Origin of the sequence: Paenibacillus sp. EKM301P, from assembly GCF_011800295.1 — a bacterium.
In the GTDB taxonomy this organism is placed as follows: domain Bacteria; phylum Bacillota; class Bacilli; order Paenibacillales; family Paenibacillaceae; genus Paenibacillus; species Paenibacillus polymyxa.
The window spans coordinates 1,094,499-1,120,046 of sequence record NZ_JAALFM010000001.1 but is presented as its reverse complement, the minus strand read 5'-3'; the positions used below and the strand labels follow the sequence as shown (position 1 = coordinate 1,120,046).

The 25,548-nt window shown below is 46.1% G+C and carries 18 protein-coding genes; 17 read left to right on the top strand and 1 reads right to left on the bottom strand.

Annotated elements, in window-relative coordinates; all coding sequences use genetic code 11:
* Positions 1-157: 157 nt before the first annotated feature.
* From HFD99_RS04980 to HFD99_RS04935, 10 genes are all read left to right on the top strand, one after another.
* Positions 158-2,311 (top strand): DUF454 family protein, encoded by a 2,154-nt coding sequence (locus HFD99_RS04980; RefSeq protein ID WP_082218667.1) that lies wholly within the window; start codon positions 158-160, stop codon positions 2,309-2,311.
* Positions 2,304-3,959, top strand: coding sequence for an amino acid ABC transporter ATP-binding/permease protein (locus HFD99_RS04975; RefSeq protein ID WP_123797528.1), 1,656 nt, complete (start codon positions 2,304-2,306; stop codon positions 3,957-3,959). The genes HFD99_RS04980 and HFD99_RS04975 overlap by 8 nt, the downstream gene beginning before the upstream one ends.
* Positions 3,960-4,226: 267 nt before the next feature.
* Positions 4,227-6,755 (top strand): type I pullulanase, encoded by a 2,529-nt coding sequence (gene pulA, locus HFD99_RS04970; protein WP_123797527.1) that lies wholly within the window; start codon positions 4,227-4,229, stop codon positions 6,753-6,755.
* 234 nt (positions 6,756-6,989) lie between these two features.
* Positions 6,990-7,631 carry a 50S ribosomal protein L25 gene (locus HFD99_RS04965; protein WP_123797526.1) on the top strand — a complete coding sequence of 214 codons (642 nt, stop codon included), beginning with the start codon at positions 6,990-6,992 and terminating at the stop codon, positions 7,629-7,631.
* A gap of 208 nt (positions 7,632-7,839) precedes the next feature.
* On the top strand, positions 7,840-9,336 hold the full coding sequence (locus tag HFD99_RS04960) for a methyl-accepting chemotaxis protein (RefSeq protein WP_123797525.1): 1,497 nt from the start codon (positions 7,840-7,842) through the stop codon (positions 9,334-9,336).
* 182 nt (positions 9,337-9,518) lie between these two features.
* Complete coding sequence (locus HFD99_RS04955; RefSeq protein ID WP_123797524.1) at positions 9,519-10,505, top strand: S66 family peptidase; 987 nt, start codon at positions 9,519-9,521, stop codon at positions 10,503-10,505.
* A 59-nt stretch (positions 10,506-10,564) separates the two neighbouring features.
* Positions 10,565-12,226, top strand: coding sequence for a sensor histidine kinase (locus HFD99_RS04950; protein WP_185094033.1), 1,662 nt, complete (start codon positions 10,565-10,567; stop codon positions 12,224-12,226).
* Positions 12,223-12,987 (top strand): LytR/AlgR family response regulator transcription factor, encoded by a 765-nt coding sequence (locus tag HFD99_RS04945; RefSeq protein ID WP_013372559.1) that lies wholly within the window; start codon positions 12,223-12,225, stop codon positions 12,985-12,987. The genes HFD99_RS04950 and HFD99_RS04945 overlap by 4 nt, the downstream gene beginning before the upstream one ends.
* 189 nt (positions 12,988-13,176) lie before the next feature.
* The gene (locus HFD99_RS04940; protein WP_017426752.1) at positions 13,177-14,430 is read left to right on the top strand and encodes an L-lactate MFS transporter; all 1,254 of its coding nucleotides are present in this window, start codon (positions 13,177-13,179) and stop codon (positions 14,428-14,430) included.
* Between the two features lie 177 nt (positions 14,431-14,607).
* The gene (locus HFD99_RS04935) at positions 14,608-15,519 is read left to right on the top strand and encodes a serine/threonine protein kinase (RefSeq protein ID WP_016818667.1); all 912 of its coding nucleotides are present in this window, start codon (positions 14,608-14,610) and stop codon (positions 15,517-15,519) included.
* Positions 15,520-15,559: 40 nt separating this feature from the next.
* Here HFD99_RS04935 and HFD99_RS04930 read toward each other — a convergent pair whose 3' ends face one another.
* Entirely contained in the window at positions 15,560-17,662 is a 2,103-nt protein-coding gene (locus HFD99_RS04930; protein ID WP_123797523.1) for a vWA domain-containing protein, read from the bottom strand.
* Between the two features lie 625 nt (positions 17,663-18,287).
* Here HFD99_RS04930 and HFD99_RS04925 point away from each other — a divergent pair.
* The 7 genes from HFD99_RS04925 (at position 18,288) to HFD99_RS04895 (ending at position 25,520) form a co-directional block, all read left to right on the top strand.
* A complete protein-coding gene (locus tag HFD99_RS04925; RefSeq protein ID WP_029515169.1) occupies positions 18,288-20,456 on the top strand; it encodes a hypothetical protein in 2,169 nt (722 codons plus the stop codon).
* Positions 20,457-20,575: 119 nt separating this feature from the next.
* Positions 20,576-21,001: a hypothetical protein gene (locus tag HFD99_RS04920; protein WP_007431573.1), complete on the top strand. Its 426-nt coding sequence runs from the start codon at positions 20,576-20,578 to the stop codon at positions 20,999-21,001.
* Between the two features lie 130 nt (positions 21,002-21,131).
* Entirely contained in the window at positions 21,132-21,581 is a 450-nt protein-coding gene (locus tag HFD99_RS04915) for a J domain-containing protein (protein WP_016818669.1), read from the top strand.
* A gap of 32 nt (positions 21,582-21,613) precedes the next feature.
* Positions 21,614-22,162, top strand: a complete 549-nt coding sequence (locus tag HFD99_RS04910; RefSeq protein ID WP_044787227.1) for an FHA domain-containing protein — start codon at positions 21,614-21,616, stop codon at positions 22,160-22,162.
* Between the two features lie 64 nt (positions 22,163-22,226).
* Entirely contained in the window at positions 22,227-22,754 is a 528-nt protein-coding gene (locus tag HFD99_RS04905) for an FHA domain-containing protein (protein ID WP_025365579.1), read from the top strand.
* A 35-nt stretch (positions 22,755-22,789) separates the two neighbouring features.
* A complete protein-coding gene (locus tag HFD99_RS04900) occupies positions 22,790-23,620 on the top strand; it encodes a PP2C family protein-serine/threonine phosphatase (RefSeq protein WP_025676108.1) in 831 nt (276 codons plus the stop codon).
* A gap of 22 nt (positions 23,621-23,642) precedes the next feature.
* The gene (locus HFD99_RS04895; protein ID WP_025365577.1) at positions 23,643-25,520 is read left to right on the top strand and encodes a serine/threonine protein phosphatase; all 1,878 of its coding nucleotides are present in this window, start codon (positions 23,643-23,645) and stop codon (positions 25,518-25,520) included.
* Positions 25,521-25,548 lie beyond the last annotated feature (28 nt).

Sequence of the window (25,548 nt, the reverse complement as noted above, 5' to 3'; positions counted from 1 at the left end):
TATATGAGCACGAAAGTGTTCTGTAGAGTTGAACTTCAAGAGGATTTTTATATACGTGATTTACATCACATAACAACCTGACTAAATTATATATATTGATAATGATTATCATTATCTATAAGATATCATTAACAGTATATATATTAGGGGGATTACAGTGAAACCGATTTATATTACCTTAGGGTTTTTATTTTTGGCGCTTGGAGTGATTGGCGTAGTGGTGCCGTTGCTGCCGACTACACCGTTTCTGCTGCTGGCAACCTTTTTCTTTATGCGGGGGTCTGAAAGGATTCATCAGTGGTTTTCGAATACATCTTTGTATCATAAGTATCTGGAGAGTTTTGTACAAACCAGGTCGTTGAAGCTGTCTACAAAAATTACGTCATTGGGCTTAGCGTCAGCTATGCTGATTACAGGCTTTATCTTTACCCCCATTGTGTGGGGCAAGGCGCTCATCGTTTTGGTCATCCTGTTCAAATATTATTATTTTATATTTCGAGTCGGAACTGTGAGGGAAGGTAAGGCGGAAACTCCGTCTTCATCTGAAGCCGTCCCTACTCCGAAAAAAAGGTCTAAAATGGTCGACAGTCGTCTACTAGGCCTGGTGGAGCATTCCCGAAAATATATCATCTTGGGTGTGCTCGTACAGTGGATTGGTCTTTTAGGGAGTATAGCCGCCGTTTTGTCTATGGCCTTTGTGATGCAGCAAGCATGGGAAGGACAAGTAACTCGCCAGCTAATTCTATCCATGACAGTCATTGTTATTGCTGCCATTGCCGTTCGCTTCCTGAGTAATTATGCATCCAGTATGTTGTCCTATCGGGCTTCAATCAATGCTAAAAAAACGCTGCGCTCGCAGATTTACAGCAAGCTGTTAAAGCTGGGACCCTCTTATACGGATCATACCTCCACCTCAGGGGTTATTCAGGTTGCTGTAGAAGGGGTGGAGCAGCTTGAAACCTATTTTGGTAGATACATGCCTCAGCTATTTTATAGTCTGCTTGCACCTGTAACGTTGTTCATCACCCTCTCTTTTGTCAGCTTCAAAGCGGCTATCATTCTATTGATCTGCGTTCCCTTAATTCCAGTGTCCATTATTGTTATTATGCGGATGGCTAAAAAGCTGTTTCGGAAATATTGGGGCAGCTACGTCAATTTGGGCCACAGCTTTTTGGAAAATGTACAAGGTCTGACCACGCTCAAAATTTACGGGACAGACCAGAATAAACATCAGGAAATGAACACAGCGGCTGAGGATTTTCGCAAAATGACAATGAAAGTCCTGACCATGCAGTTAAACTCCGTAGCTGTCATGGATCTTATCGCATTTGGTGGTGCCGCCGCAGGTGTGCTGGTCGCGGTAAACGAATATTCTTCGGGTCATATTGGCTTGGCAGGAGCACTCATCATTGTGTTGCTGTCGGCAGAGTTTTTCATCCCGCTGCGTCTGCTCGGTTCCTACTTTCATATTGCCATGAACGGAATGGCAGCAAGTGACAAAATATTCGAAATGTTGAGTACAGAGGATCTTGTACAAGGACAACAAAGCATAGAAGCTACAGACATTCGATTGGAACGGGTAAATTTTGCTTACGACGAAAGAGATACCTTGCGTAATATAACCATGGACATTCCTCAAGGCAGCTTCGTTTCCATTGTTGGAGAATCAGGCTCAGGTAAAAGTACGGTAGCCGGATTGATCGTTGGACATCATGAGGGTTATCAAGGAAGCCTGACGATCGGAGGAACCGAACTGACCTTCATTTCGGAAGAAAGCCGCATGCGTCATATGACCTGGATCGGTTTTAACAGCTATATTTTTAAAGGCACCGTAGAAGCGAATCTAAGAATGGGCAATGAGCACGCGGATGAGCGACAAATGCTGGAGGCGTTGCGGCAAGTGAAGCTGTATGATTTTATTCTCTCCGAAGGAGGATTGGAAGCAGAGATAGAAGAACAGGGAGCTAATCTGTCAGGAGGACAGCGTCAACGGCTAGCACTGGCCAGAGCGTTGCTGCACGACAGTCATGTATATATTTTTGATGAGGCTACCTCTAACATTGATGTCGAGAGTGAGGAAGGAATCATGGAGGTCATACATGCACTGGCAGGTCAAAAAACAGTGATTCTCATCTCTCATAGACTGGAAAATGTAATTCAATCCGACTGTATTTATGTGCTGCAAAATGGTTTGGTGGCAGAATCCGGAACACATCAGGAGCTGTTGAGCCAGCAGGGACATTATGCGGAGATGTATCTCAGTCAGCATCGGATGGAACAGTTTGTGAAAGGGGGTGCTGTATATGCGTAGACCCGGTTTACGAATCATGGGTCAATTGTTGGTCTTGGCAGGACCTCTTTTACCTGTGCTGCTCATCACGATTGTTACAGGAGTGCTCGGCTTTGTGTGTGCTATTGGCATTATTGTATATGGGGCCCTTGCCCTACTGACAGCAACGGGCATCACGACAGGCTACAGCATGACATTTTTGCTGACTGTCATCGTGCTATGTGCTGTATTGCGCGGTGTATTTCGTTATGGCGAGCAAATGAGTGGTCATTATCTCGCTTTCAAGCTGCTGGCTGTGCTGCGAGACAAGGTGCTTCAAGCTTTGCGCAGATTGGCTCCAGCCAAGCTTGAAGGCAAGGACAAAGGGAATCTGATATCGCTGATTACAAGTGATATTGAGCTGCTGGAAGTATTTTATGCGCATACGATAGCGCCTGTTATGATTGGCATCATCACTTCACTGCTCATGGTATTTTTTATAGGCTCTTATGAGCCTTTACTAGGCTGGATCGCTGCGCTTGCTTACATAACCGTCGGTTTGTTTATTCCCCTACTTACGTCACGTATCGGCAAGCGCCAAGGGATGGAATACCGGAGCAGCTTCGGCCAGCTGAGCAGTTATTTTTTGGACAGCTTACGTGGGATGAAGGAAATTGTGCAATATGGGCAAGGGGAACAACGATTAAATGAAATTAACCGTCGTACGGATCAGTTAGATGCCAAGCAGAAGGATTTGAAGCATCATGAAGGCATCACAAGAGCAGTCACAGATACAGCTGTAGTCGGATTTTCATTCTTGATGCTGCTAGCTGGATTGTATGGCATGTCTAAAGGACAGATGGATTTTACAAGTATGCTGATTTCAGTCATTGCCCTGTTTAGTTCATTTGGTCCGGTGGTCGCACTGAGCAATTTGTCCAACAATTTGCTTCAAACGCTGGCAAGCGGGGAGCGAGTGCTAAGTCTGCTGGAGGAGAGCCCGGAGGTAGAAGAAAATATGAATGGAATGACCGTTGGCTTTACTGGAGCGCAGATAGACAAGGTGACTTTTGCATACGATGGTCAAACGGTGCTAAATGATGTAAGTCTCACGATACCACACAAGCGAATTATAGGTATTCAGGGTAAAAGTGGGTCCGGCAAGTCAACGTTGCTGAAGTTGCTGATGCGATTCAGGGACCCGCAGAAGGGTGGGATTTTACTATCTGACCACGATTTGAAGGACATTGAGACCCGACATTTGAGAAGCGTGCAAAGCTACGTCGATCAGCATACATTCCTGTTTGACGATTCCATTGCAGCTAATATCAAAATTGGAAAGCCGGATGCTACACATCAACAGGTTGTGGAAGCAGCCCGTAAGGCATCAGTACACGATTTTATTATGACATTGCCTCAAGGATATGACAGCCGAGTCGGAGAGTTGGGGGACAGGCTGTCTGGGGGAGAACGCCAGCGCTTGGGGCTGGCCAGAGCCTTTGTTCATGATGCGCCCCTCTTACTGTTGGACGAACCAACTAGCAATTTGGACAGTTTGAACGAAGCGATTATTTTAAAATCGTTAAAAGAACAGCAGCAAGACAAAACGATTATCCTTGTTTCGCATCGAAGCTCCACTATGCGAATGGCTGACGAAATTTTTCAAATGGATAACCGCCGACTCTCCTGAACGTGATGAAAGCTGGGAAATAAATGTGATGCTTTGAAGGCGAAAGCTGTAGCCTGTTCATCGTTTTGTCATAAAATGGAGTGTGCGTGTTGAAATGGGAGCGTCATCCTTATTTAAATCATCCAGCTTTTCAAGCTTGTCTTATTTTGATAGCCTATGAGGTGAGGATTTTGCAAATCCTGAGGTATATTGACAAGTCATAAACATCATAAATGATGGATGAACAGAGGCTATAAGCCGATGTATAGAAATGGGTGGTGAACAGGAATGTCTGATTTCAATCAGCTCAAGGGACTTGAGCACACAGCATATCCCATATATGAAGGCTATGATTTGGGTCTTACTTATACGCCTGCGGGCAGCAAATTTAAGGTATGGGCACCGACTGCACAGCAGGTTCATATCGCGTTGTATACCGACGCAGGGGTGTACGATCAGGAAGGAATCGTTCAGGAGCACGGCGGTGGTCAGGAATTTCTCATGAATCGTGATGGTCACGGAGTATGGTCTATAGAGCTGGAGGGCGACTGGAACAGATATTATTACATGTACAGGCTGGAGTGGGCGGACCACAGCATTCATTATGCTACCGATCCATATGCCAGAGCGGTATCAGCCAACGGGCAACGTACGGCTATCATTGATTTGGATCGAACGAACCCGGATGGATGGGAACAGGATGAGGGACCCGTTCTTGAGCGTACGACAGATGCTATTATTTATGAGCTTCATGTGCGTGATTTTTCGATGGACCCCGATTTTAATGCGGGTATAAAAGATTTATCTACTGCTCAGGGGCGGTTTGCAGCCTTTACGTATACAGGATTAATGGATGCCGAGGGTAACAGTGTCGGACTGGATCATTTGCTGGAGCTGGGCATTACACATGTTCATTTGCTTCCAGTGGCTGACTTTCATACGGTGAATGACTTTTCGGAATTAGGAACTGAATATAACTGGGGCTATGATCCGCAGCATTATAATGTGCCGGAGGGATCTTACTCTTCCAATCCAGCTGACCCGGAGATGCGTATACGAGAGCTGAAACGGCTGGTACAGTCTCTGCATACTGCTGGCATTGGTGTCATTATGGATGTTGTGTACAATCATACGTATTCGGTGGAAAAGGGTCCGTTTGAGCCGATTGTACCAGGATATTATTACCGTACGGATGAGCAAGGGAAGCTCACCAATGGATCAGGTGTAGGTAATGAACTGGCAACCGAACGTCCGATGGTGCGCAAGTATATCAAGGATTCACTACGCTATTGGGCAGAGGAATATCACATAGATGGCTTCCGGTTTGATTTGATGGCGTTAATTGATACACCGACTGTAGAGCAGCTTACCCGAGAGCTTCGCGCTGAAATACGTCCCGATCTGCTGATCTATGGTGAGCCTTGGACGGGTGGGGAGTCCCCGCAGCCTTTGCTTACATTAAAAGGAACGCAGCGGGATAAGGGCTTTGCCGTTTTTAACGACAATTACCGCTCTGCCATTAAGGGAGATAGCGACGGTACCGGGAATGGGTTTGCCACGGGGGCGGAAAATCAGGAGGAACGGGTACTTCAAGGTGCTTTTGGAGCTATCTATGATTTTACAGCTCATCCATCTGAGACCGTCAATTATGTAACGGCCCACGATAATCTCAATTTGTGGGATAAAATTTTGACGGTGAGACATGTACGGGAGAACTGTCGTTTTCCGCAATGGGAGCAGGGGAACCCCAAAGATGGAAGGACAGCCGAACAAGCCGTAGCTGAAGCAGACCCGTATCAGGAACTGGATGAAAGTAACCTACTTGAAAACGAAACTGTACGTAAGTCTCTGTTGGCTAACGGCATGATTCTGACATCGCAAGGTATTCCTTTTATCCATGCAGGGGATGAACTGCTGCGTTCCAAATATGGAGACCATAACAGCTACCGAAGCTCTGATGTAGTGAATGCCATCCGTTGGAATAACAAGGCGAGGTTTCGATCCGTGTTTGATTACTACCAGGGCTTAATTGCTTTGCGGCGCAGTCACCCGGCATTCCGTATGGATCAGCGTGAGCTGGTGGAGCAGCATATGGAAGTCCTGCAAAGCAGTGGGCATGTGGTGGCTTTTGCATTGAGGCATCATGCTAACGGCGATGCCTGGAATCATATTGTGGTGATTTATAACGGTTCGGATACAGAGCAGACAATATCATTGCCTGCGGAATCGGATCGTTGGCATGTGGTCGTGGATGCACACGGGGCCGGGAATGAGACACGCTATGAAGTGGTAGGCCATCGTGTGACTGTATCGCGCTGGTCGATGATGGTGTTGTATGATCAGGCTGGACCTCCCCAAGCCTCCTTTTTGACTGAGCAAGATCAAGCTAACGAGCAAGTGGATAACGAAACGAAGGGCTTGGATGAGGGGACGAATCAAGAGATTGCAGGTGCAGCAATGACAGATGCCCAGCGAGGAAACGATAGAGCGGTTATTCCGTTTCGTACGATTGAACTGATCTACGAGCGTGCAGACCGGCAATACTCTGGCTGGAATGTGTGGGTATGGGGCACCGGACACCAGGACGGACATGTTGAATTTCACAATTGGGATGATGGTCGGGCAGTAGCCCGCATTCGGGTGGCTCCTGATGTACAGCGAATTGGCTACATTGTCCGCCTGAATCACTGGGATGCCAAGGATGTGGAGGCAGATCGATATATTGATGTAGATCCGACCCAGTCTGTGATGCAGGTATTGATTCATAGTGGCAGAGAGGAATATTTATTACTGGTTAACGATAACCGGGCGGGATAGACTTGTATGCCTGGTTGCCATATATACACGAGAAATAGCATTTTTCGATCATTTCGAAGAATGCTATTTTTTTATGCAAATGTGCGTCAGTTTCAGAAAAAAGGGGTAAAATAGAATTATGGACTTGTTTAGTTTTGCCAGCTTGCTGGCTTATATTCTGTAGTACGACTGGTAAACAAGCAAGATTCTTGGAGGAAAATCATTTGTAAGGTAACCTGAAGGAGGTTGTATATCATGAGTTCTAATGGAGGAAGTATTCAACTAACCGCCCAGCCGAGAACAGAGAAGAAGGGTTCGGCCATTCGTGGATTGAGGTTAAAAGGACGGATTCCAGCTGTGGTTTACGGCTCTGAAATCGAGGGAACCTCTGTACATGTCGATGCCAAGGAATTTAATAAAGTAATCAGAACCGGACGTTCAGAGGTTTTTAATCTCACAGTAGAAGGCGGAGAAACGATTCCAGTCATTATTAAAGATTATCAACAGCGTGACAACCAATGGTTGCATGCCGACTTTTTGAAAATTTCCAAAAACAAACCGCTTCGCGTGCGTGTTTCGATTGATTATCAGGGTACGCCTGTAGGTACAAAATCAGGTGGTATTCTGCAAGTTCAAGAAACAGAAGTCGAGGTTGAAGGTTTGCCTTCTGACTTGCCGTCCACTATTGAAGTGGATGTATCCGCACTGGATATTGGCGACAAGCTGAGCGCAAGCGACTTGAAGCTTCCTAAAGGCGTGACGCTGCATGTCTCTGAAGAGGAGTTGCTGGCATCCGTGATCGTTCCGCGTGCAGTCGAAGTAGAAAATGCTGCTGTGGAAGGTGATGCAGCGGCAACTGAAGGTGCTGAAGAGGCTTCCGAAAACAAGGAATCTTAATGGATTCAGCAGGCACATTAAACGTTTGCCAATTAAAGAAGATGATCAAACCGTGAATTAAAACCGTTCCCTGTTAGGGGGACGGTTTTTGTCTTTAAAGTACGACCATCATTCAATACGCGTTCTGATATGACGATATATATAGTATGGCATTTACATTTTTATTTTATAAATACCTAATATATCTCTAAGGAGCGCGTACACAATCATGGACAGAACGAATGAATTGTTGTGGCAAAGAAACAAATTGGTGATCATTATTTTTTGGATTATGACTTTGAGCAGCATCGTCCCGGCAATATCTAATCCCTCGATGTGGATATCTAGCGGTGTAGGATTAGTAGTCGCGGCAGTTTTGACGATTCTGAATATACAAAAGATAGGAATCCGGCTTATTCCTTGGATTATTACATTTTATAGTGCATTAATATGTATATTTGTGAACTTATCTAGTGTGGAGGTAGTGACTACGATCTTTATTTGTTCATTGTTGCTACTCTACCCATCTTATCCATATTTTCTGGTAGCTATGACTTTAAATTTATGTAATATTTTTATACAAATTACGATCGGTACGCCTGCAACTCTGCCAGCTACCGGTTCTTTGCGTTATGTACATGAATTTATTATTGTAGGGCTGATTGGATTACTATTGCTAGTGGTATCGGTGTTAAACCAAAAGCAGTTTAAGATAACGGAGGAACAAAATAAAAATATGGATGCCACAAGGCAACGTATTGAATTTCTGTTTGAGCAAGTGAGGCAAGCTGTAGCGGGATTACATAGCTTTACAGAACGATTCAGGAATCAAGTGGATGCTACAGGCATTGTGACGAATGAAGTCGCCATCGGGTTTCAGGAGGTTGCCGAAGGGGTAGAGATGCAGGCTTCGAATATCACTGAGGTAACCGATAACTTGGCTCAGTCTGATCGGCATGTGCGCGAGGTTGCCGATCATTCCCGGGAGCTGAAGCAGCTCTCCGAAGATACGAAAAATGCCGGGGGTAGAGGCAGCAGTCAACTGCTTGCATTAACATCTCAAATTAAAGATTTGGGTCAGGTGATGAGTCGTACCAAAGAAGAATTGGATGAGTTTAAATTGCAGAGTGACAATATGTCTGCCATGCTCAAAGATATTACTCAAATCTCAAAGCAAACCAATTTGCTGTCCTTGAATGCATCCATTGAGGCCGCCAGAGCGGGAGAGCATGGAAAAGGATTTGCGATCGTGGCTGGAGAAGTGCGTAATTTGGCTGAAATGGTTGGGAACACCTCAGTGGCGATGGAGGGTATTTTGGAGCAGCTGAGAACTCAGATGGATTCCGTCGTAAGCCAATTTGACATGGGACAGGAAAGATTACAGCAAAGCATGGAGTCGGCACATTCGACTGAAATTGTACTGGAAGATATCCTGCAAAATGCCAATAAAGTATTGGTGCAGGCTGTGGAGGTAGAGTCCAGTACGAATAGTATGCAACAATTTTCGTCTCAGGTCGTTCAAGAGATGATGGAATTTTCCAGTGTGACAGAACAAGCAAGTGCAGCGTCTGAACAAATTTTGGCTGGAGTAGAAGAGCAGCAAAATATAACTTCCAATATGATGGCGGGATTTAGTGAGCTGGAGGCATTGATTATTCAGTTGAAAGAGCTGGTCCATGATCAGAATGAGAACAACAGCTCTAGTGAAATCGACAAAAGTAAATAACCGAAAAGCATCATCATCGGACTAGAGATCCGGGGCTTATCGCTAACAAGCGGTATCCCCGGTTTTTTACTTCTTATTGGGAAGTAGGCAATGAAGTGGGAAGTTTTAGAAGCTATAATTAGATGGAAGTTGATGGTATAATTTGTGGCAGTTTAAATGCTTTGTAACAAGGGGGAATGACCATGATGATGGGAAAGCAAGCACCTAAATTAAAAGCTGGAGACGAGATACGCATTCTTTCGCCATCCCGAAGCTTGTCTATTGTTTCTGAGGAAAATCGACTGATTGCCCAGAGTAGACTGGAGGCGCTTGGGTTTAAAGTGAGTTTTTCGCAGCATGTGCTGGAAAACGATGACTTTGCATCTTCTTCGATAGAGTCTAGAGTAGCTGACTTGCACGAAGCTTTTGTCGATCCAAAGGTAAAGGGCATTCTGACCTCAATTGGGGGCTATAATGCCAATCAGCTTCTAGCCCATCTGGATTATGATCTGATCGGCGCTCATCCTAAACGATTATGTGGCTATTCGGATATAACGGCGTTAAGCCATGCGATTTATGCCAGAACAGGGCTTATCACGTATGCAGGACCTCACTTTTTGACGTTCGCCATGTTGCGAGGAAATGAATATACGACGACTTATTTTCAAAGGTTAATGTTGGAAGAGGGAAGCATTCAAATCCAATCGTCGCCAGAGTGGAGTGACGATGCTTGGTATCTGGATCAGGATCAAAGAAGCTTTCACCGCAATGCGGGTCCATATGCGATTCATGAAGGCGAAGCAGAGGGTACGATTGTGGGCGGAAACTTGTGTACTCTGAATTTGTTACAGGGAACCCCATACATGCCAAGTCTAAAAGGAACTATAGTGTTTGTTGAGGATGATTACGAAAGCTCTCCCGCTACATTTGATCGGGATTTGCAATCATTGTTGCACCAGCCTGAATTTGATCAGGTTAAAGGAATCATCATAGGTCGATTTCAGAAGGCTTCGCATATGACAGAAGAATTGCTGCGGCAAATCATTCGCTCGAAAAGAGAATTGGCCTCTATACCGGTGATTGCAGATGCTGATTTTGGTCATACCACGCCGCAGTTTACATATCCGATTGGCGGGAAGGTACTTATTCGTGCCCGTAATGGCAGGGTAGGAATTGAAATATGTGAGTAGTGGTTTTTTATTAATACAACCTATGTAGGCATATCCGTTTTTATTTGGGAGGAACGCATGTGAACGCCTTGCTGGAAATGCTGATGCAGCTCTTTGAGCGCGCAGCATTGTTGCTGATTTGTTTGTTTTTTATTACACGTATCCCCCGATTTAAGGAAACCTTGCAGAAGAACAGTCATTCTCCGGCAGAGCTGACTTTACTAACATTGATTTTCTGTATGTTTGCCCTGTTTGGTACCTACACCGGGATTGAAGTTGAAGGCTCGCTGGTTAACGTTCGAATCATTGCAATTATGGCGGGCGGTATTTTGTTCGGACCCTGGGTTGGGATCATTACAGGTATTGTATCGGGGATCCATCGTTATCTAATTGATATCGGGGGAGTGACCTCGATTCCGTGTCTGATTACAAGTATTCTGGCAGGTGTGGTGTCAGGATATATCGGTCGCCGGGTCAATCGTTCCAAGAGATGGCTGGTTGGTATCGCCGCAGGTATGGTCTGTGAAGCGTTGACGATGCTGCTCATTCTGGTAATGGCAGAACCTCACGGCCTTGGTGTGGACATCGTTTCCAAGATCGGTCTACCGATGATTATCGGAGAGGTCAGTATTGGTTTAATCGTTCTATTGATCCAAAGTGTAGAGGGGGAAAAGGAGAATATCGCAGCCAGACAGGCCAAGCTGGCATTGGATATTGCCAACAAGACGTTGCCTTATTTTCGTTCGATTAATGCGGAATCCTTGCATACGATTTGCTCGATTATAAAAGAAGACATCAAGGCAGACGCGGTGGCGATTACGGATACCCGAGATGTACTGGCTTACGTCGGATTTGGCGAAGAACGCTATCATATCGGGGATGAAATTATTAGCGATGTGACTAAATCGACGATCCGCAGTGGTAAAATCACGATCCGCAACCATATTGCTGACGACAAAACGCCCCAAATCCAGTCTCTGCTCATTATCCCGTTAGAGGAGCGGGGAGAAGTAACCGGAACCCTAAAGATTTACTACCGAAAAGCTTATAAAATCACGTATCCGTTGCAGACGATGGCGATCGGCTTGTCTCAGATCATTTCCACGTTAATGGAAGTGTCGCGTGTGGAGCAAATTAAGGAAGCGGCGAATAAGGCCGAGTTAAAGGCACTCCAGACGAAGATCAACCCTCATTTTCTGTTCAACGCGTTGAATGCCATTGCCTCAACGACGCGCACCAAACCGGATAAGGCGCGAGAGCTGATTATCAATTTGTCAGGCTATCTGCGTTATAATTTGGAGCTGAATGATGATTTGATCGAAATTCACAAGGAGCTTCAACAGGTGTCGGATTACGTAGAAATTGAAAAAGCTCGCTTCGGCAATCGGCTTCAGGTGAAGTATGTAATGGATGAGGTGTCCGTGCGTATTCCGAGCCTAATTATCCAGCCCCTAGTTGAGAATGCGATTAATCATGGAATCCTCAAGAAAAAAGGGCCAGGTACAGTAACCATTTCTGTAAAAGACCGTGGCGAAAAGGTGCGTATTTCTGTAGCTGATACCGGGGTGGGTATACGGGACGATGTAGTGGATAACCTATATTATGATCAAGTTCCGGCTAAACAGATCGGCTTGTACAATGTGCACAGAAGACTCAAGCTTATGTACGGTGAAGGAGTCATTATTCTTAAACATGATCCGGGCACCGAAGTATATTTTGACATACCAAAGGAGAAGTCATGAAGGCCATAATTGTAGAAGACGAACTTCCGGCACGTGAAGAGCTGGAGTATCTTATTCAGACTCATAGCAGTATTGAGGTGACCGATAGTTTCGAGGATGGACTGGATGTATTCCGGTTTCTGCAAGATCAGGAGACGGATGCGATCTTTCTGGACATTAACATTCCTTCATTGGACGGGATGCTATTGGCACAGAACATTAGCAAATTTGCTAAAAAGCCCTATATTATTTTTACGACCGCCTATAAAGAACATGCGGCGCAGGCTTTTGAACTGGAGGCGTTCGACTACATTCTCAAGCCATATGATGAAAAACGGATCGCATCCATGCTGCATAAGCTCGAAAATGCTTATGAGCAGCGAAACGCTCAAATACAGGAACCTGTCCAGGCTGGGCAACCCCGAGCTGCTGAAACCAGTACCGTTGCTGCTCCGGGGCGTATTAATCTGCTGAAAAATGACAAAATTATCGTAACGGATGCAAACGATATTTACTATGCGTGTGCGCAGGAAAAGGTAACTCGTGTCTTTACAAGGCACGAAGAATATACGATGCCGATGAGCATTTCGGAATTTCATGCCCGCCTGCCGCAGCAGGACTTCTTTCGCTGTCACCGATCGTATACGGTTAATCTGTCGCAAATCCGTGAAATTGTACCTTGGTTCAATCATACGTATCTCTTGCGCTTGCGTGGACTAGAAGCAGAAATTCCGGTGAGTCGCAGTAAGGCCAAGGAGTTTCGGCAAATTATGCGACTTTAAAGGCATTTCATTCCGCTATATGTGCATTTCATTCCTCAAACGATTTCTAGCTGACATGCAGGGTTATAATAACCGTGTAAACAGAATCCTTACAGAATTGCTCTTTCACAGGCGCAAAGCGTACTGGATTCACGGTTATCATCATAACAAATGGATGCTGTAGAGCCGGAATGAAAAGAGGAGATCAATATGAAATCAAACAGCGGAAATCGCCTGCTGGTCGTACTGGGAACGATTATTGTCCAGATGGGCTTAGGTACCATTTACACATGGAGCTTATTTAATCAACCGTTGGTGGACCGCTTTGGCTGGAACCTCAGTTCGGTCGCTATTACCTTTTCAATTACCAGTTTTGCACTGGCGTTTGCTACGTTATTCGCAGGCAAGCTACAGGATAAATGGGGACTTCGTCGTCTGATTTTGTGTGCAGGTGTCGTACTAGGGGCAGGGCTCATGCTTAGTTCACAGGTAACTTCGTTATCCCTGCTGTACATTTTGGCAGGTATTGTCGTAGGTTTTGCGGATGGAACGGCATATATTACATCATTGTCAAATCTGATTAAATGGTTTCCCGAGAAAAAAGGACTTATCTCCGGTATTTCAGTTGGGGCCTACGGAACAGGCAGTCTGATATTCAAGTATATTAACGGTTCGCTGATTCAGTCTGTTGGCGTATCGCAGGCATTTTTGTATTGGGGTATCATCGTGCTGATCATGATCGTCGGTGGTTCTTTCCTGGTGAAAGAAGCAGTAGTTGTGAACAAACCTTCGGAACAAAATGGGGCTGTACAGCGGGACTATACCGTTAAAGAAATGCTGCGCACCAAGCAGGCATACCTGCTGTTCGTCATGTTCTTTACCGCTTGTATGAGTGGTCTCTACCTGATCGGAGTGGTCAAAGATATCGGCGTACGGATGGCTGGCTTGGATGTAGCAACAGCTGCCAATGCGGTCGCTATGGTCGCTATTTTCAACACGGCGGGTCGGATTATATTAGGTGCGCTATCGGACAAGGTAGGTCGTCTGAAAGTGGTAGCAGGTGCACTTTTAACAACAGCAGTTGCAGTTACAGTACTGAGTCTGGTACCCCTGAATTTTGGTTTGTTCTTTGCCTGTGTAGCAGGAATTGCTTTTTGCTTCGGTGGCAATATTACCGTCTTTCCTGCCATCGTAGCTGATTTCTTCGGTCTGAAGAACCAAAGCAAAAACTATGGTATTGTGTATCAGGGCTTTGGCCTTGGTGCGCTGGCGGGGTCATTTATCGCTGCCTTGCTCGGCGGATTTATCCCGACCTTTACCACAATTGCTGTGCTGTGCGTCGTATCGTTCCTGATTGCCCTCACCATTCGCACTCCAGAACAAGGTAAAGGCAAACTGCGCAGCGAACGGAAGAAAAATACCAACGGTGTACGCAGTATGAAGCCAGGTACAAAATTAGGTTAAACGATTTGAGAAAATAGGACCAGATGAATGCCAAAAGACCTGTCATCATTTCTCTAAGGGAGATTATGGCAGGTTATTTGTTTTTCCAATAACCTGATTTACGGTATAATAAAAAGACGTGTAATAAGCCGATATATACAAAAGACATAAGCTAAGAACCTGACAGGAGGACGAGTCATGATCGTGGATACAAGCGGGAATCTGCTTGCCCGCAATACGAAGCTGCGAAATACATATCAAATTCGAAGCGCCTTGTCCCGCAGTGAGCTGGCCATCGTGTATACGGCAAGGCTGTTGGATAACCGAGAAAAGGTGATTGTAAAGGAATTTTTTCCGAATGCGCTGGCTTTGCGGGGGATGGATCGAAAAACGGTCACTTGTAGCGCTTCTATGCAATCCAAATATGTAGAGTTTATGCATTATTTCTTGCGTGAAGGGCAAATGTTGAAGGAATTAAATCATCCGGGGGTTGTCGGTTATATAGATCACTTTGAGGAAAATGGAACTGCTTATCTGGTCATGGAATACTGTGCAGGCAAGACGCTGGATCGAATGATGAAAGAAGAAGCTGTGCCAACGTCTGATCCTACTTTTTTGTACCAAACGCTGCTGCCTTTAATTGATGCCTTGGAGTATATTCATAACAAAGGAATTATTCATCGGGACATTAAGCCAGGCAATATTATGGTTGGGGAACATGGCAACATCAAGCTGATTGATTTTGGCTCTGCTGTGCATTTCGAAGGCAAGGAGCATCCGATCTTCACGACGGCAGGCTATTCTCCACTGGAATTTTACTCTAACCGTTCGCGGCAGGGACCTGTGTCGGATATTTATAGCTTGGCCGCAACGCTGTATTATTGCCAAAAAGGATCACCTCCACCGGACGTGCCAGGCAGATTATTTGCAGATCGGACCGAACGGATTCGGATCGAAAATGCAGGGATTTCACTACTGCCGTACGTGATTCGGCGTGGCCTGGAGGTACAGGCTAACAAGCGTTGCCGCTCACTTCGATGGTTTAAAGCCGCACTACGTGCGGAATATTGGATAAAAAAAGGGAAGCGCCCTACTCTTACGGTTCGTTAATCGTAAGAGTAGGTGCTTCTCTTTTTTATTCCGACGGGCGTTATCCTGTCGGAGCTTGAATATGGTCGGTGTACACTGAAGTGTTCGGCTTAATCGCCTTGTACCGCAGCTCAATTTCAGTGACGCCGTCCTCAAACGTGATGTACAGTTTATCACCATACGCCATGACCGCTTTTTTGTTACGGGTCAATCTGATTTTTCCATGCTGCAGGGCGCAACGTGTATCATGTTTCACGATCAGAGTCCCTTTTTTACCTGCGGAAAATAGGATTCGTTCCGCTTCTGGTAATGGTTCGTGAACGTCAAGCGTACGGAATAACTCCTGCAAGCTGACCTTATGACCCGGAAAGGAGGTCAGCGGCCAAGATTTTACCGGAATCTCCTGTCCACTCGCTGTAGCGAGAAAATATCCTTCGATTCTTCCAGCAAACTGCGGCTTCGGTCGCAAGAACCAATACAGAAGAGCAGCTATCACAATGCTGATGGCTACCGTCCATTTAATGGCTGTATACCGGGATTGGACTGAAACGGTCAGTGTAGCGCTACTGGATGCACCTTCTGGATCGGTAGCGGTAATCTTTAGCTTCGTGTCACCTGTGTGAAGCTTGGATAGCAGCAGATCATTACCGTTAATCTCGGCATTAATTGTATCCTCAGAGGCTCCTGAATCCAGCTTATAATTCAGCTTGTCATGATTGGGATCAACAATAAAATCCGATAAACTTCGACGGGAATCACCGTCTTCTTTTACCAGATGTATCGTCAGGTCGTTTAAAGCTTGTGGTGCTGCATTGGTGGCGTGAACTTTATGTACAATTCCCTTACGGTACCACTGCGGACTATCCAGAGATAGCTGCCATGTATAATCACCCGTTTGTGGGAACGCATATTCGGTATGAAAGGCTCCTGACTTATAGGTCATAGGCACCTTTTTAGCTATACCGCCTTTTACAGGGGTAACTATAATATGGGCTTGAAGAGATGTATATACGGCCTCATCTGTAAGATTTTGGCCATCCGGTAACAGGAGCTGAGCTTGAAATGGTGTCGCTTGTCCCTTCAGCAATTGCATAGGCTTGTCGCCATGAGTTGCTGTTGTTTGCGTTCCTCCTATAGTAGCTTCAGCTTCCAGTCGGTAGCTGCCAAGTAAATTGATTTTAACCAAATCTCCGCGTATGCCCCGTAATTTCAACTTCACTTTACCTGCTTGTGGATGCTCAATTTTCAAAATTGCATATCGGCTCGACTTGTACCTACGGACATTTTCTGAATTGGAGTATAGCTGGGTTTCCAGCAGGGGATGCTCCGACAAAAGCACCAGATTGGCTTCCTCCATACTAGAGTCCGGTAGAGTCACCGTTAATTCTTGCATCTCGCCAGTGGTCGTAATTGCAGCAACTGGAACGAGCTTGGAGCGAATTTGACTGGCAAAAATACGATTCAGAATTTCCGGCAGATCCTCAGCACTACTCGTAATAAAAGAAGCTCCTCCCGTTTGAGAAGCGATCCGTTCGAGTTCTTGCCGGTTTACCGTGCCATCATGGTTCAGGCCAATCGTATACACCGGGTATCCCTTGGTCTGTGCAGATTTGATGACAGAGGATACATCGTTATTCGAGTCACCCTTAGACCGAGAACCAGAAGAGGCACCAAAATCAGTCTCTCCATCTGACAATAAAATCATAAAAGGCTGACGCCCTTGGGATGCTCCGGCAGCTAGCAGTTCTGAGCCTTTACGCAGCCCAAGTCCCAAATCTGTATAGCCAGAACGGTTCAACATTCTGATTTCCTGCTGAATTTGCGATTTTTGCGCTGCCACGCCAATCGAGGTAAGTGGTTTTGAGGCGACAACATGATGGTTGTAGGCGACGAAACCCACGCGTGTACGGTCTGCATCACTTAAGTCCATAAACATACTAATGACTTCGGCGGCAATACCCTCGGGATCCGTGTCTCTCATGGAATAGCTGGTATCCAGTACAAAAACAGCATCGTAACCCTCAATCGGAGCAGTCCCCAAAGATGCTGCATTAGCCTGATTTACAGTGCAAATGACCCCGTTTAAGCCCATTTGGAAAAATAGTACAAAAGTCATGAAAATGATAATTCCTAGTTTCCTTATTCTGAACATAAGCTCCTCCATCGGCGAGACCAATGTGGGCGTGCCAACTCTCCTAATCCTTGGTATATAAGGGATAAAGGATCAAAATAGCTGAAAACCCTCACATTAGCCATGAATTTGATACTTTTACGCTTATCAGAAATATCCAATGAACTTCTATCGGCAATTGGATTCCATTTGTGAATATTTCCCTGAAGAAACAGGTCTAACATATCATAAAAATTACGTATTCACGCATAAAATGAGCCAAAATGCCCTATTTCAATCTGAGACTACAGAAATTGACAAAACTAAAGGGTGCTTTGTATGATAGCTCTCGTATCAACGGCAAAAATTGGGATTGAAGTTAGGAATACGAAATCATAAATTTGAAGTTTCTGTGTTATATGACTTTTGATTTTGAATTTTATCTCATTTGAATGCCTTGCCGTTAAAAGCCGAATAGCGCTTCGGACCGATTTTCGAGGTTATATGCCTGTACCGTAAATGTGGTATAAGCTCAATCCTTTGACGAATTTAAATGTTAAGTAGGGGGGAGGAGGCAAATGAACTAAAAATGAATATTCGTCCGTTTCAAATTGGACATCCCATGTCCGAATATGGAGCAATGGACCTATACTCAAACTTTATTCATTTGTCGACAGCGATGGAAATCATTTATCAAACCAACCGGACAATGCTTTTTGAAGAGATTAACCCGGAAAAGCTGGACCTGATCACCATTGTAGGTGATGTGAAGGGTATCGACAGCTTGAGCGATGAGAAGATCAAGGAAATTAATCAGCACCTTCTGGTGCGCAGCTTTGACGAATTTTTGGATAAGTTTTCACCGACCGTGTATTCATTTTTTAACGCGGCCAATCAAAAGGTCGTCTACACCCTTAAAAAGCCTGAGGGAATTGATGAGGATAGCATTTCTGAAATTCGTATCAATCAAAGCAATGATTTTCTGAAAATGTTGTTTACGCTCATTGATACTAAGCGCAGTCAAGGTATCACCAATGTAGATTTCAAGTTTGAAAATCTGCTGGATATGATTTCACCGAAAAAGGTTATGGATGATATTCGTCAAGTCCGCAAAGAAATTCACTATATGTACGGTGAATACGACAAGCTGGATGATGGCGATCCGAAGAAACTCGACATGGGTGACAAACTGAATGCCATGTTCGAGGAAGCGAGCCAGAACTATAACAACGTTATGGCTATGCTGCCACTGGCCATTGAGGACATCAAAACCCGACTTCTGCTCGGTGGGGCCCAAGAGGAAAACGCCGGTGAGTTGATCCAGGTGGGTATGCTCTCCATTGGGGAAAGCGGCGAACTGAAAATTATTGAAGCGCCGAAGAGCGAAAGTACTGAACTGATGCTGTTGGATGAGAACAGCACTGGCGATCTCTCCCAAGTATTCGAAGAAGATTACAACTCTATCACAGATACGCCTTCTGACTATGTGAAGGACTTGGTGGTTCGCACGTTTGTGCCACTGCCAGCTGTTCAGACCAAGGTTGACACAGCGGTTGAAGTTCAGAACTACAACACGTATCTGGAGTTCTATAAAAATGCCAAGGATGATTTTGTAAAGGCGGTTAAGCCGCTGGTAGAAAAAATCCTCGGTGTCAAAATGTTCTTCGATCAATATGCGACGAAGAGCAAAGGGATGCTGCCGACAATGCTGGTGGCGAATAACAAGCTGGACATGCTGGTGAAAAGTAGCAATATCCCGCGTCTGGAAACGTACCTGAACACCGTAAATGCCAAAAATGAATTCAGCGACACCATCTGGTTCGGGATCGTTCCATCTATCGAGCTTGAAGCAGCCGGTAAGGTAAAAGTTTCTCGTGAACGCTTTAAGGGCAACGAGAAGGTCATAAAGCAGGGCGGAAATTCGATGGAATCGCTTTCGATGCTGCTGCAAGTCGTGAAGGATTACAAAATTCAAATGTTCTTTAACTTTGAATCCGGTGAAGAGACGACCTTCAACAGTATGGCGACAGCAGGCATCGATAAATATGTCGATAAATGCGCCAGTCTTGTACGCAGAGAATATAGCGAATTTGCGATTCCTTGTGTACCAAACTTTACCATTATTCCGAAGGATAAATCGGGTGTCATTATTGATAGCAAAATGCTACAGACCGAAGACGGTGTGCAGCTCTCCAAGGAAAAAGAAGATATTCTCAAGCTGTGGATCGAGGGCGTATATGTAGGCGCTGCCTATGTGGCCGCTGGCTTGGTCGCTTCCTATCAATGTCCTGAATACCTGCGTGAGACGTTCAAAACGGTCAATAAAAACTTCCCGGGTGTACGCTTCGACATTGAAGCTGGAGACAACAGTCTGCGCACGGTGACGACGATGGCCAAGGAAATCACTGGGTTCACCAACACGATCAAGGATGCCATCAACCGTAAAAACTTTGGCTTTGTATTTTCGTCCGAGAATGCTCAGATTCAGGATAAGGATATCCGCCGGATTACTGTCTACAAGGCAAGAAGCATGGCGATGTCCGAGGACGGCTTTGACTCTATCTACAAAACGCTGGTCAGCACGTACATTGAACGTATTTTGCGCTACCAAACAGGTGACTTCAAGCACGAAAATATCGTCCGCTTCTTTAGTAACAATCCGAGCAGCCAGAAGAGCAAGTGGCTGAGCAGCAGAGGATCTGTGAACTCGATCATTCAGGACGGAGATGATATGAGCTTCATTATTGACGAGAAAAGCAATATGTGTCATATCGATCTGGTCTTCAATGGTAATGTGAAGAACCTGGAAGTCATGATCACTAAGGGAACCAGCTCGGTCAAATCATGATCCGAGCACTACGAAAGATGGTAGAGGCGTTTCTATCCAGAACCGCCTTTATACATAAATCGCGGAGAAGCCCTGCTTCTTCCGCCATCATTTTACCTAATATCAAGGAGGCAACACACATGGGATTCAGATTGAAAGTAGAAGGACAAGAAACAATCGAGCTGGGCTTGGATAACATCCAAACGGTTATTTATGACACCGATACACCGGACGATTCCAATGCACGATCCACTGACGTAGGCTCCACGCTGCGCATCAGCGGTAAAATCATCACAGCAGTAGATGGTGACAGCGCGGATGACACGCTGAAACTGGCTTTGTGGTCTCTGGTTCCTGCTGAAAAAGCAGACAGCTACCGTAAAGTAACACTGGAAGTTATCGCAGCCGATCAAGTGGTGCGTAAAATCTACTTCCCGAATGCTTTCGTTGTAGACTACAACGAGCACTTCGGCGACACAGAAGGTGTAGGTGCGTTTACACTCTACATCAAACAAAAGAAAGACAAAACCGAGTTGGCTACCATCGACGGCGGATATCCGGTTTAAGCTTAACGTCTTAATGTTAAGCGCAGATTAAACACACACTCACCCGGCGCATACGTGAAGGGTGGATAAATATTAAGAGGCCTACGGGTCTCTTAATATTTATTTTTTTCGGAGAGGGGAACATCAGACAATGACCAACTACTATGAGCTGCTCGGTGTCGGCCGGGATGCTTCGGAGGCAGAGATTAAGCAAGCTTACCGTAAACTGGCCAAAAAGTATCATCCTGATACCAACCAGGGAAGCGAGGAAGCAACGCGCAAGTTCAAGCTGATTCACGAGGCTTACAATACCTTGCGTGACGAAGCATTGCGGCAGGCATACGATGCTGAGCTCATCCGAAAAGCTACGGGAACTAGCGGAGAACAGCAAGATAAAGCGAGAGGGGCAGCACCTTCAGGCGGTACGCGTAGGACAGCTAAAGGATTCAATCCGGCTGACATAGGCACTGATTTTGAGCAATTTTTCGGCTTTCATCCGAAAACGAAGGAGGGCTCACCAGGGAAAAAAACAAAAAAATCCGGTGATCCGACGGATACCTCAGCCATGTTCAACCAATTTTTTGGTATTCGTAAAAAGTGATGATTTCAGGATAGAAACGGGGGAAGCAAGCAGTGAAAACGGCGCAGAGCAGATGGGTTTTCATCATAGATGTTGCCATGTTCGGGCTGATGCTGGCGATCGCCTTTTATGTGTTTAATCGTACAGGCTACAGCGGTTTGAAGACTGTGGTCGCGATAGGTATTGGGATTAGCGTGCTTGTATACATACTGCGCAATCTGGTGTCCGTGGTACCTGTGCCCAAGCCAAAGGCAGAGCGTAAACGGATTACCAAGCTGGTGTTGATTGATGAAGAGGGTGAGTCCGTTAAAGAATGGTATATTGAAGGCGAAACCTCATTGTTAATCGGCAAAACGACATCACGCTCTGAAGCGGATATTGATTTAGCAGGTACAGATTATGCTTCCTTGGTAAGTGTGGAGCATGCGGTACTTAACCGGGTAAACAGCGACTGGTTTGTGGAGGATGTGGATTCCGGCAACGGTACCGGGCTACGGTCTGCGAACGAAAGTGTCACCAAAAAGCTGGAAAGTGGCGAGCCTTACCGAATTTACTCAGGCGATTTGTTATATATTGCCAATACCAGGCTGCTCGTTAAATAGAAGAAATTGCACAACACGTAGATCGCTGTAAAGACAATCAAGACAATGGGGGAAGGAACCGACTATGAGTTTGACAAGATGCCCGAACGGACACATGTTCAGTACACGAAAGCACGGAAATACGTGTCCTTATTGTAATTCGGTAGTAAATATAGCCGCACCCAAGAGCGCGGAACCAGCAGCGAAAACAAACGTTGCGGGAGACGATGACAAAACCATGCCGTATTTAGGCGAGACGGTAGGGATTCACCCGGTAACCGGATGGCTGGTATGTATCGAAGGAGCACAGGTGGGTCAGGACTATCGCATTATGGCAGAAAAAAACTTTATCGGGCGCGCAGAGGAAATGCATGTCCGTATTATCGGAGACAACACGATTTCCCGCAGAAATCATGCGGTCATTGTGTATGATCCGAAGAAACGCAACTTTTACTTGCTGCCAGGCGATTCGTCAGGCTTGGCGTATCACAATAACGAGGCGGTATATTCACCAGTGGAGCTGGCTGCTTATGACGTGATTCAGCTCGGACGCAGCAAATTTATCTTTATTCCGCTGTGCGGCGCTCATTTCGAGTGGGATAACGAAAATTAGAACGGAAGTGGGCAATGGTGCAGGGAGGTAACGAGATGCAGCCTTATTTTGTTGTATGTGGAGCTGCGGTGCTGTTCGCTGTTCTTCTCATCATCCGTATACGACTGACGCGAAGTTCCGGCAGCCGTACCGTGAGTGGAATTGAGATTGGAAATGGTCAAACGATCGGGAGCCGGAGCGAGCAGGATGATTATTTCTCCAGTATGACCACCCCTGTGGGTACGCTGGCTGTTGTTGCAGACGGGATCAGTGGGCTGGCTAATGGACGTATGTCCAGTACCTTGGCTGTGACGACTTTTACGAAGGCATTTGCCAAGTTAGAAGATGCAACGAATTTGAACGGATATTTTGCAGAGGCGGCAACCCAAAGCAATCGCGGTATTTTGCAAAATTTGAATGGGCAGGGCGGGGGAACGACGCTCGCGGCGGTCATTGTGTGCGGCTATCAGCTGTATTACGGAGCGGTGGGCGACAGCTTGATTACAATTTACCGCAATGGTCACTTTCAGACAGTCAATTCCAAGCATACAGCGGAAACACTGCTGGAGGAACGAGTGCTTGCTGGACAAATGACCTCGGAGGAAGCTAAAACGAGTCCTGTACGCAATCAACTGGTCAACTACTTAGGTTATGAAGGCTTTGAGAGCATGGAACTGGGGAATGCACCGATTCGCCTGTATTCGGGTGATTATGTGCTGCTGTGCAGTGATGGCATTCAGGAGGCGCTGACGGAGATTGAGCAGGAAGAGATCATGCGCAAGGGCGGAACACCGCAGGAAATGGCGGATGCCATGATCGACACCATTAACGATAAAGGGTTTAAAAGTCAGGATAATGCGACAGTGCTTATTTTGGCGATAGGATGAAACAAGAAAGACGGGGGTAGCGATGCGCAAGGACAACAGCGATTTTAGTACCGCCTTTGTGTCGGAAGCGGGCTCTTATATAGATAACCGGGACTATTTTGCATTCATGGAGACGGACGACATGGCCTGTTATGTCCTCGCAGACGGTCTGGATTCGGATCAGGAGCTGCGCAGTGCAGAAATGGTAGTCAAAACGGTGCTGGAAAACTTTATGGAGAAGCCTTCCATGTCCAAGCGGCGTTTGATGAGAGATCTGCGTGAAGCGCAGGAATGGCTGCAATTTGAAAGCCGTCGTGTCCGGCTTAAGGCCAGTCTACTGATGGTAGTGACCAACTACAACAAAATGGTGTACGTTTCGTGCGGTAATGTGCGGCTATATCATTTTCGCAATGGAAGGCTTAATTTTCGTAGTAAGGATCATAGCCTGGCTCAGTCACTGGCAGATGATGGTCGTATTCCAGACGAAGCGACCAGTACACACGAGGAACGGGGGAATCTGCTGGAATACTTGGGGAATCCGAATGGGGTTCATGCCCATTACGCCAAAAAGACACAGCTTGCAGATGGAGATGTCATGCTGCTCGCTACATCTGGGATGTGGGAGGACGTTGAACTGGCGGAAATGCTGGGTGCGCTGGAGGAAGCGAAGGACCCGGGTATGCTGACGGATACGTTGGAAGAGGTCCTGCTGAGCAAACAGCGCCGGACGGTGAATAATTACACGGCTGCCGCCATTTATGTAAACAAAGTTTTCCAGGAAAAGCCTAAAAACCGTCGTAAGCTGATCAAACGGATTTTGATTGCGTTGCTCGCCTTTGTAATCGTGGGCGGGGGAGCATGGATTACACTGGCGCGTATGGCTGCGAACAAAGCGGCTGCGCTGGAAACGATGATCGAATCGGCTCAGGCCGCGGATGATTATGCAAGAGCTGGCGATTATGCAAAAGCGCTCAAATCCTACAGTGAAGCGAAAAACGCGGCAGTTAAGATTAATGATAAAATTCACAAGCGGTTGTACACGGCAGAGCAGAAAGTATCTCAATTGATGGTCGACGGAGACGGCTATGTGGAAAAGGCCGATTTTACCAAAGCTGAAGCCAGCTACGATAAAGCACGGAAAAGCGCCGGGCTATATCCACCATTTAATGTGAAGGACATTGAGCATAAAATCGACCAACTGGACAGCTATGCCGAGACGGCGAGCTGGATGAAGGACGGAGATTTAAAATTCCAGGGTGGCGATTACACAAATGCACTCAAGCTGTACAAAAAAGCAAATAAGGCTGCGATGGAATCCGGCTATACGTCCGCGCAAAAAGAGCTGGAGAAGAAGATTACAGAGACCAATGATAAATTGACAGCTATTCAGCAGCAGCTCAAGGAGATTCAAGCTGGCAAGCTTCAGGCCAAAGGGGATCGGCTGATGAAAGATCTCGATTATGAAGGGGCCATTGATGCTTATAGCGGGGCACAGGAGATTTATCAGGAGATTGATAAGCTCGAAAGTGTTCTGGCGCTGGAGCGGAGCATAGCCAAGGCGGAGGAAAAGCAGAGCGCGGAGCAGCAGAAAAATGGACAGCTTCCTGCTGGATTGGGATTGTCTGACGGAGTGTTGAACGACACAGATGCTGGAGACGCAGCGAGTGAAGCTTCATCTTCCGCTGCGGCAACCTCTGCCACAGCATCGCAAGCGAAGGCTGCGCCGACGGCTTCAGCGGGTGCTACGCCCGCGAAGAAGGAAGCCTCTCCGACTGCAAAAAGTGGTGGTACGGGGGATGGCAATGCCGCTTCGACCAAGGCGGACACCAGCAAAGAGCAAGGAACTGCTGATTTTGCTTCTAAAGCAGCCGGGGCGTCGAATTCAGAGAGTCAAGATCAGGCTGCTGCGAACGGGAAATAAGTTTTTATGTTCATTGAATGCTGGAGCC